General features: G+C 45.3%; 9 protein-coding genes. All 9 read right to left on the bottom strand.

Features of this window, described 5'->3' with window-relative positions:
• Nucleotides 1-399 precede the first annotated feature (399 nt).
• Nucleotides 400-1,350: an L-lactate dehydrogenase gene (locus H6H03_RS38385; protein WP_190960220.1), complete on the bottom strand. Its 951-nt coding sequence runs from the start codon at nt 1,348-1,350 to the stop codon at nt 400-402.
• Nucleotides 1,351-1,422: 72 nt separating this feature from the next.
• Nucleotides 1,423-2,817 (bottom strand): mercuric reductase, encoded by a 1,395-nt coding sequence (locus tag H6H03_RS38380; protein WP_190960219.1) that lies wholly within the window; start codon nt 2,815-2,817, stop codon nt 1,423-1,425.
• 158 nt (nt 2,818-2,975) lie between these two features.
• Nucleotides 2,976-3,353: a hypothetical protein gene (locus tag H6H03_RS38375; protein WP_190960218.1), complete on the bottom strand. Its 378-nt coding sequence runs from the start codon at nt 3,351-3,353 to the stop codon at nt 2,976-2,978.
• Nucleotides 3,354-3,405: 52 nt separating this feature from the next.
• Nucleotides 3,406-4,056, bottom strand: coding sequence for an MOSC domain-containing protein (locus H6H03_RS38370; RefSeq protein ID WP_190960217.1), 651 nt, complete (start codon nt 4,054-4,056; stop codon nt 3,406-3,408).
• Nucleotides 4,057-4,285: 229 nt separating this feature from the next.
• Nucleotides 4,286-4,867 carry a nuclear transport factor 2 family protein gene (locus tag H6H03_RS38365; RefSeq protein ID WP_199339235.1) on the bottom strand — a complete coding sequence of 194 codons (582 nt, stop codon included), beginning with the start codon at nt 4,865-4,867 and terminating at the stop codon, nt 4,286-4,288.
• A 203-nt stretch (nt 4,868-5,070) separates the two neighbouring features.
• Entirely contained in the window at nt 5,071-5,565 is a 495-nt protein-coding gene (locus H6H03_RS38360; RefSeq protein WP_199339234.1) for a DUF6130 family protein, read from the bottom strand.
• A gap of 96 nt (nt 5,566-5,661) precedes the next feature.
• On the bottom strand, nt 5,662-6,702 hold the full coding sequence (locus H6H03_RS38355) for an alpha/beta hydrolase (RefSeq protein WP_313932036.1): 1,041 nt from the start codon (nt 6,700-6,702) through the stop codon (nt 5,662-5,664).
• 28 nt (nt 6,703-6,730) lie between these two features.
• Nucleotides 6,731-7,729: a zinc-dependent alcohol dehydrogenase family protein gene (locus H6H03_RS38350; RefSeq protein ID WP_242065765.1), complete on the bottom strand. Its 999-nt coding sequence runs from the start codon at nt 7,727-7,729 to the stop codon at nt 6,731-6,733.
• 57 nt (nt 7,730-7,786) lie between these two features.
• A complete protein-coding gene (locus H6H03_RS38345; RefSeq protein ID WP_242065764.1) occupies nt 7,787-8,443 on the bottom strand; it encodes an alpha/beta fold hydrolase in 657 nt (218 codons plus the stop codon).
• Between the last annotated feature and the right edge of the window lie 130 nt (nt 8,444-8,573).

Raw genomic sequence — 8,573 nt, 5'->3', positions numbered from 1 at the left:
TTCAGCAACTAAAACGCCCAAGTATTTTTATGTGCTTGGTTTGAGTTGAATTGTCGCTGGGTAGGGCTGCACCTTACCCCCTTTTTGTGCCAGTTGCGTAAGTCCTGTCTATAAAGAAAATCCCACTTGTGTGTACACCGTAGCCCTTAGCAAGGGGGGACTACAGGGGGGTCTTGATTATGTGCATCTTTATACAGAATTGGTATTAGAGGCTATTTATAAAGTAAATATTAAGTAGTAACGCACCATGTTTCTCGGTGCGTTAAGCGTTGCTATAACGCACCCTACAATTTAAGGTTTACTTTATAAATCATCTTTTATGTATTGCCTTGTTCTACTTGATAGCAAAAGTATTGTTCAGGATACTGTATTTTCAACTATAACCACACCCAATTTATTTTAATTATGCAAAAAATTATGGGCTTCATTGAGTTTGTTGGCTGATTCTTCTAATAAGCGTTGTTCATGAGCATTTCTTGATAACAGCAGTTGGCGCTCAATGCCTGTTGAGCCAATGATACATGGAAGTCCAAGAACAACTTCACTGCCAACTCCATAGTTAGAATCTGCTCTGGCCGATACTGGAAATATCTGCTTTTCATCTCGCAGGATGGTATCAACTAACTGACAAACTACTGTTGATATACCATAGCTTGTATTTCCTTTGCGTTCAAAAATGTTATAGCCTCGTTTACGAGTTAACTGTGCGTACTCTTGCTGAATTTGTTCTAGCGTTACTCCTTGTGGTATGGGAAATTCAGTTAACAGAATTCCCCCAATAAATGCACTAGACCAAACGACAAATTGACTGTCTCCATGCTCTCCAATCACATAAGCATGAATGTCTTGTTTGGCGACATTCAGTCGCTTTCCAAGTTGATATCTCAGTCTAGCAGTATCAAGAACGGTACCCGAACCGAAAATTAGGTTTTCTGCTCTGGTGGAAGTAGCTTGAGCAATCCGCGTTAGTACATCCACTGGATTGCTAACGATAATTATGATTGAATTCGGTGCAACTCGATCCAATTCTTTGATTGTCGAACGTATAATCTCTGCATTATCGCTCAATGAATCTAATCGGGTCTGTCCTTGTTTTGGCTGCACTCCAACAGTCACAATAATGATATCTGAATCAGCTAGATCTTCATACTGATTTGATGGTAGAATTTCCATCTCTTTAAGTAGGGGAATGCTGTCTTCGATATCCCATACTTGCCCTTCAGCTTTTGATAAGGTTCGGTCAAAAAGGACAACCCTTACACATCTACCGAGTAGAACTAAAGCATTTGCAACGTCTGCACCTACATTACCTGCACCAATAATACCGACTTTAGATGTTTTACTCATCATGCTATATCTACTTTTTTCAAGAGTGAAATGTCGTTTATTTGGTAAGTCCTTGGATCTGCAATTGCTGTCTCTTTACAACTTGGAAAACAATATATTTAACCCTTCGGTCATCGTGGGATGAGTCAAAATACCATCGCGCAGAACGGTGTAGGGCATCTGAGCTTGCATCACCATCTGCACCGTTGAAATCACTTCACCTGCTTCATGACACAACAGGGAACACCCTAGAATACGACCTGTAGCTGTATCCACGATCGCCTTCAGAAGTCCATCGGTTTGACCGAGTGTTCTTGCTCTGGGAACGGCTGACGCATCCACCTTCGCCACGCGGATAGCATATCCTTGTTGCTGTGCTTGAGTTTCAGTCAAACCCACATGAGCCAGTTCTGGATCGATGAATAGACAAGATGGAACCAATCGATCCCGTGTACTCCGGTTGCCCCCATCAATTAAATTAGCTTTGATAATGCGATAATCATCGAGGGATATATGAGTGTATTGCGGGCCACCGTTGATGTCGCCTAACGCCCAAATCCCCGGAATGTTCGTCTCTAAGCGATCGCTAACTTGAATAAATCCGCGTGTATCGGTTGCCACACCAGCAGCAGCTAAATTTAAGCTATCGGTATTGGGCGCACGACCAACGGCGACAAGCAAATGCGAACCCTGGAGGCTGAGGGAGCGATCGCCAACTTGGATTTGCAGGATGGTTTGATTACCAGTGCGATCAACCCTTAACACCTTCGCCTTCAGCAAGAATTCAATACCGTCTCGTTCTAGCAATGTTTGAACTGCGATCGCTATATCTGGATCTTGCTGTGAAAGGATTTGCTCACTTTGCCCAATGACAGTAACGCGAGAGCCAAAGCGCCGAAACATCTGGGCAAACTCTAAACCAATGTAGCCACTACCGAGAACGATCAGGTGTTCAGGCAAGTATTCTAGCTCCATAATCGACTCACTCGTTAAAAACTCAACTTCAGTGAGTCCGGGGATAGATGGAATTAACGGTCGTGTGCCTGTATTAATAAATAAGCGTTCGGCGGTAAGTAAGCGATTGTTCCCAAGAGCCGTCGTTACTTCAATTGTTTTAGGAGCAACAAACTTTGCTTCGCCAATAATCAAGTTGTTATCCAGAGCCGTTTCTAAATTGTGCAAGTTCATTTCACGCGCAGATTGCACAACCGATCGTTTTCGTTGGATCACCTCTGCTAAATTAACGATGGGTGTATTGGCTTTTACACCATAAACGGCACTGTTTCGCACTGTGTTTGCTACAGTGGCACTCGCCACCATAGTTTTAGTAGGAATGCAGGCAATATTAATGCACCCGCCACCAATCATATTTAAACTGCGTTCAACCAGCGCGGTTTTACGTCCGTCAGCAACCAGTGCTGGTGCAAGTGTTTTACCCGCTTTGCCGCCGCCGATAATAATATCGTCATAGTGTTGAATGTCCACTTCCATATCTTTTGAGTTTGTGAATACGATGTTTAGCAGGTGTTATGAACTTCAATAAAGATTAGCTTTCTGAGAAAGTTTTAACGATGATATATTTAACGAGTTTAAATCAAGATACTTCTCCTAAATATGTTTAAAAAAGCGGATAATACCTGCTAGAAAATTCAACTTTTCGTACAAGCTTGCTGCATCAAGATACGATTGTTTTTATACACCTCTAAAGTTCCAGACTGCGGGTTATCTAACGTGCCATCCCACACCCAATATTCATAAATTCCATTCCGAAACTTATACACTCGAACACCTTCTGTTGCTTGGCTAGTTCCTTTGCCCAAGCTTAAATTACCGTTGGCACTGGTCGCGCGATAAAGCAGTTCACCGGAAGTATAATTCTGCCAAATATTGATGTTGTAGCCACCCTGGCATTTTGTACTCAGGATAATGCCAGCAGTAGAATCAGCAGAAGCTCTTAAGGAAAAATTAGCTAAGATACTTATTGGCAGAACAAGGAGTAACGCCGATATTTTCAGTAGTGTTTTCATTATTTTCAAGAGTTTTGTAATATTAATACTTGTTTAGCATTCCAGCAAGCCTTTATTTCACATCCTGACGGCGACTTTGCTCTTGGAAGTAGTTGCGCCAACTTTCCGGTAAGGCTTCAAGTTGAACAGCTTGGTGAAGTAACTCTGGATTGTTCTGCTCACGAGTATAAAGCTGAGTGATATTAGCAACAGTAATATTGTTGTCATCCCGGCTCACCAACTCTAAAGTGTCTCCAGCGACTACTTCGCCCTCTTGCAAAACACGAAAGTAAAATCCGGTGCGGCGACTTGCAAGAAATCGTTTCACCATATCAGGTCGCCCAAACCGAATGCCGAGTTTGTAACAGGGTAGGCGAGGTTGTGTCACCATTAGTTCCACACTGCCAATTTTGAAGCGATCGCCAATATTCACGTCTTCTTCTCTCAGTCCGGTCGTTGTGAAATTTTCGCCAAAGATGCCTAACGGTAGCTCTGTGTCAGGCAATTCACCTCGCCAATAATCATAATGCTCGAATGGGTATGCATATACTGCTTTGTCTGCTCCGCCATGAACGGTGAGATCGGCTTGTCCGTCACCGTCTAAATTGAGTACGCGCACCATGACGCGATCGCTAACTGGTTCTTTAAAAATTCCAGTGCTAACTGTTTTCCCTTTCCAGGTCACTTCACGCGGCAGTCCGACATTTACAGAGATGAGTTTCATAAGAATTTTAAATTGGGTTAATAGTCAAGTATTTAAATTGAATCAACAAATAAGTTAATTAAAGCACTGCTTGATGGATTAAAGGTGCAATGATAGCGATGTTCTTCACCAACTCATCGGCAATAGAAAAACGCTGTTTTAAATAATTAGGAAACTCAGCCACACCTTGCCGTCAGCCGCCTCCCATACCAGTATCTCAACTGCGTGATATTGTCGTTGTTCGGGCTTCTCAAAGATTAAGGTCGGACAATCCGGGATGATCTTCGGGACGACGACCCAATATCCAGTGGAATTTGCGTTCGCTCTGGTGAATTGGCAGGTCGTTGATGCTGGCAATACGCCACCTCATAAATCCATGTTCGTCGAACTCCCAATTTTCATTGCCATAGGAACGGAACCAGTTGCCGGAATCATCATACCATTCGTAAGCAAACCGGACAGCAATTCGGTTGTCCCGAAAAGCCCAAAGCTCTTTGATCAGGCGGTAATCTAATTCTTTAAGCCACTTACGGGTCAAGAACTCTACGATCGCCTCACGACCAGAGAGAAATTCTGAACGGTTGCGCCAAAGGCTATCCGACGTGTAAGCGAGTGATACTAGTTCCGGGTTACGTGTGTTCCAAGCATCTTCTGCAATTCGGACTTTTCGGATAGCGGATTCATGATCGAAAGGCGGCAGGGGTAGTCGAGGATTTTCGGGGTTGTTCATAGGATGTAAGTGATAGGATGGCGATTCTCGTTCCGAGAGGCAACTCTTGGAGACGCTCCGCGTAGCTTGCTTCCACGGAGTGGTACGCCAACATCTCAGCATGGTTAAATTAAAATTACAACATTTAAGTTGGTGAAGTATACAAACTAAGTCCCAAAGCCAGGTAAGAACCCTGTTTTACTTCTGGATTCTGCTGTAAGTATTACCTCAAAAGCAGTTTGATACAGTTCAATGAATACCACCCGCGATGTGCAGCGTTTCCTCAGATGCCCCTGTCATAACTACAATTTTTCCGTCTAGTTTTTTCATGATGATTTCTGAGGATCGGGCAGCGTGAACTTTACAGTTTCACTTGTGATTACTTTGTGCATGGGGTCAGCTAGTTCGATCAGCACCTTGTGCGCGCCAGGTTCCAGTCCGACCAGGATCACCGTTTCTCCACTGGCATCGACAAAATGCCACGGCGCGTCGTCAACGGTGATGTGGATATGACCGATGCGCGGCGATACTTCGAGGGCACCTTTGCCAAACACTGGCAACACACGCAAATTCTCCGTCCGGTACTGGATAAAGACGCGACCCTGGGCTAGTGGTTCGGGAAGCGGTGGATCGACAATCAGCTTGGGCGGTGCTTCGTTTTCAATCGCAATTAACGGTGATGGCCCGATAATGTCCCTAGCGCTCGGTGTGTGGCTGTTCATAGCAGGTAATACCATTTCACGAAAAATATGATACAGATGCAAACCCACCAAAGCTTTGCTGCATCTAAGTTTTTTAATTGCGTACAGCCCTACGGGCATGAAAACAGCGTAGGCTATTGCGAATTGGTATAACTCGGTAAGCAGCAAAGCGATGGAAGAGCGTCTTTCCCCTTCCCCAAAAACATCGATCGCATCCTATTGCAGATGTTTTTTCAATTCAGCAGCAGCTTGAACAAATAGAGAACGGGTTTCTGGCAACTCGGCTAAACCATTCAGTAGTCCGAAGTCATGAATCATACCGTTGTACTGCACAGTTGTCACCTCAACCCCAGCTTCATCGAGCTTGCGTCCATAGGCTGTGCCTTCGTCATGCAAGATATCGCTTTCTGCAACCACAATTAACGCCGGAGGCAAGCCTTTGAGTTGCTCAACCGTCGCCTGTAGGGGAGAAGCATAAATGTCTTTGCGCTTTTCTGGGTCAGCGATGTACATATCATACATCCACTTCATTGTTGGTACAGTCAGAAAACGCTGATCGCCAAATTGGTGATAAGAATTCGTTTCAAAATCCGCATCTACAATGGGCCACATGAGGATTTGCAGTTTGATGTGTGGTCCTCCTTTTTCTTTCGCCTTCAAAGCAGTAACAGTTGTCATGTTACCGCCGACACTGTTGCCAACGACTGCCAAATTCTTGCCATCCACGCCAATCTCCTCGCCATGCTCGGCAACCCATTTGGTTACAGCATAAATCTCATTGATTGCCTGTGGGTACTGAGCATCTGGCGTGCGAGTATAGTTAACAAAGACACCTGCAAACCCTGAAAGCACAACCAGATCGCGAACCATACGCTTGTGTGTTGGGTAATCACCCAGCACCCAACCACCACCATGAATAAAGATGAAAACAGGCAATGTGCCTTTGACCCCTTCAGGTCGTACAATATCAAGGGTAATTGAATAACCATCAGCAGTAATCGTCTTTTGGGACTCTTCAATGCCTGAAAGGTCTACTGAAACCGAAGCCTGTGCATCTACAAGAACTTGGCGTGCTTCGATTGGAGTCAGTTTCTCCAGTGCCACACCCCCTGAATTCAGCACTTTCAAAAATTCCTTCGTTCCTTTGGAAAGACGTGGATCATCCGCAACTTCCAGAATTTTTGCTGCTTGCGAATTTGCTTGAGCAACCATAACATTCTCCTTTGATGAATGGTAAACTATGTGTTGAAATGGCACTGTCGATCGGTTAACTTGAAAGCACGGGTTATAAATCGATCACGATTTTACTGACAGCCGTACCTTGCTCCACCGCTTCGTGGGCAGACAATGCAGTATCTAAAATGAAATGGCGAGGGTCAACCACTGGACGCAATTGATTGGCTTCTGCCAATTGCGTTGCCTGCCGCAGAATCTCACCATGATGAGCACGACCTTTACCAGTCAATAGAGGCAGAAGTACGAACACGCCCGAATACGTCGCAGATTTCCGTGAGAGAGGCATCAAGTTATGCTGTCCCCAGCCGTAGCTACTGACGACGTGACCGTAATTGCATACTGCTTTGAATGCATCATCCAAAGTGGAACCCCCAACCGTGTCGTAGACCACATCAAAGCCTCGACCATCCGTAAATGTCTGCACGATCTGCTCGATTGATGTGGTGCGGTAGTCGATTGGCATAGCACCGAGTTGTTGCACCATGTCATGCTTGGCAGCCGAGGCAGTCGCGAACACTGTGGCACCATGCGCTTTCGCAATCTGCACAGCGATATGCCCTACACCGCCAGACCCACCGAGTACAAGAACCTTCTGACCGTCGCGCACATTAGCCCGATCGACCAACCCTTCCCATGCAGTCAAAAATACTAGGGGTAATGCAGCGGCTTCACGCATACTGAAGTGAGTCGGCTTTTTTGCCAACAGATCGGGATCGACGGCAGCAAATTCAGCCAGTGAACCTTGAAGTCCACCAACTCCACCCGTCAGTCCATAAACCTCATCACCGACTTTGAACGTGGTAACATCCTGTCCAACTGCTTCAATGACCCCAGCTAGATCGGTTCCCAGTACAGCAGGCAGAACAGGTTTAGCATGGGGCGCTTTACCTGTGCGAATTTTGCTGTCGAGCGGGTTAACACCACTCGCCTTGATTCGCACCAGAACCTGGTTGGCAGTGGGTTCCGGTCGCGGAATTTCGGCAGTGCGAAATGTTGCACTTTGAAAATCATCTACAATCAACGCACGCATCTTTGATAATCGTTCCATCTTCTAATTCGCTATCTGTAAAATTAATGGACTCACCTAGAGTTCGCCCCATTGCTTCTACAACTTTATGCGTTCTGCAATGCGAGTGGTCATAAACTGTCGGATCTGATCGGCGATCGCATCCCCATCCTCTTCCAGGGCAAAATGTCCGGTATCGAGTAGATGGAACTCAACGTCTTTCAAGTCACGCTGGTAGGGATAAGCACCCTCAGCAGGAAAGATGTAGTCGTTCTTGCCCCAAACAATCAGGGTAGGGGGTTGATACTGGCGGAAATACTCTTGCCATTGGGGATAGAGAGGTGGATTGGTGCCATAGCTATACAGCAGTGCCAGTTGAATCTCACCGTTTCCGGGGCGATCGAGGAAATGTTGATCGATAGTCCAGGTATCGGGGCTGATCGCTTCTAAATTGCGAACACCGTTGGTATATTGCCACTTTGTTGCTTCTAAGCTGACAAGATATTTGAGCTTTTCAGTATTTTCAGGCGATCGCTCTTGCCAGTATGCCTTAATCGGCTCCCAAAATTCGCGTAGACCTTCCTCGTAAGCATTGCCATTTTGAACAATCAGAGATTGCACGCGCTCTGGATATTTAGCGGCAATCCGATAGCCAATCGGTGCACCGTAATCCATCACATAAAGGCTGTACTTTTTGAGAGCGATCGCAGCAATGAATTTTTCCACAATCTCAGCCAAGCGATCGAACGTAGACATCTCCAAAATAGTATGTTTTGTGGTAAAAGAACATCATGAGAAGTTTTTTGACACTAAAATATGAGTAATATACTGAATCACATTGAGGAGAATCCGAAAGAAACAAAGCGGTTAATTGGTATGGAGTATG

The organism is Nostoc paludosum FACHB-159 (assembly GCF_014698835.1).
Classification (GTDB): domain Bacteria; phylum Cyanobacteriota; class Cyanobacteriia; order Cyanobacteriales; family Nostocaceae; genus Nostoc; species Nostoc paludosum.
The sequence above is the reverse complement of the archived record's forward strand: the minus strand, read 5'-3'. Positions and strand labels throughout refer to the sequence as shown.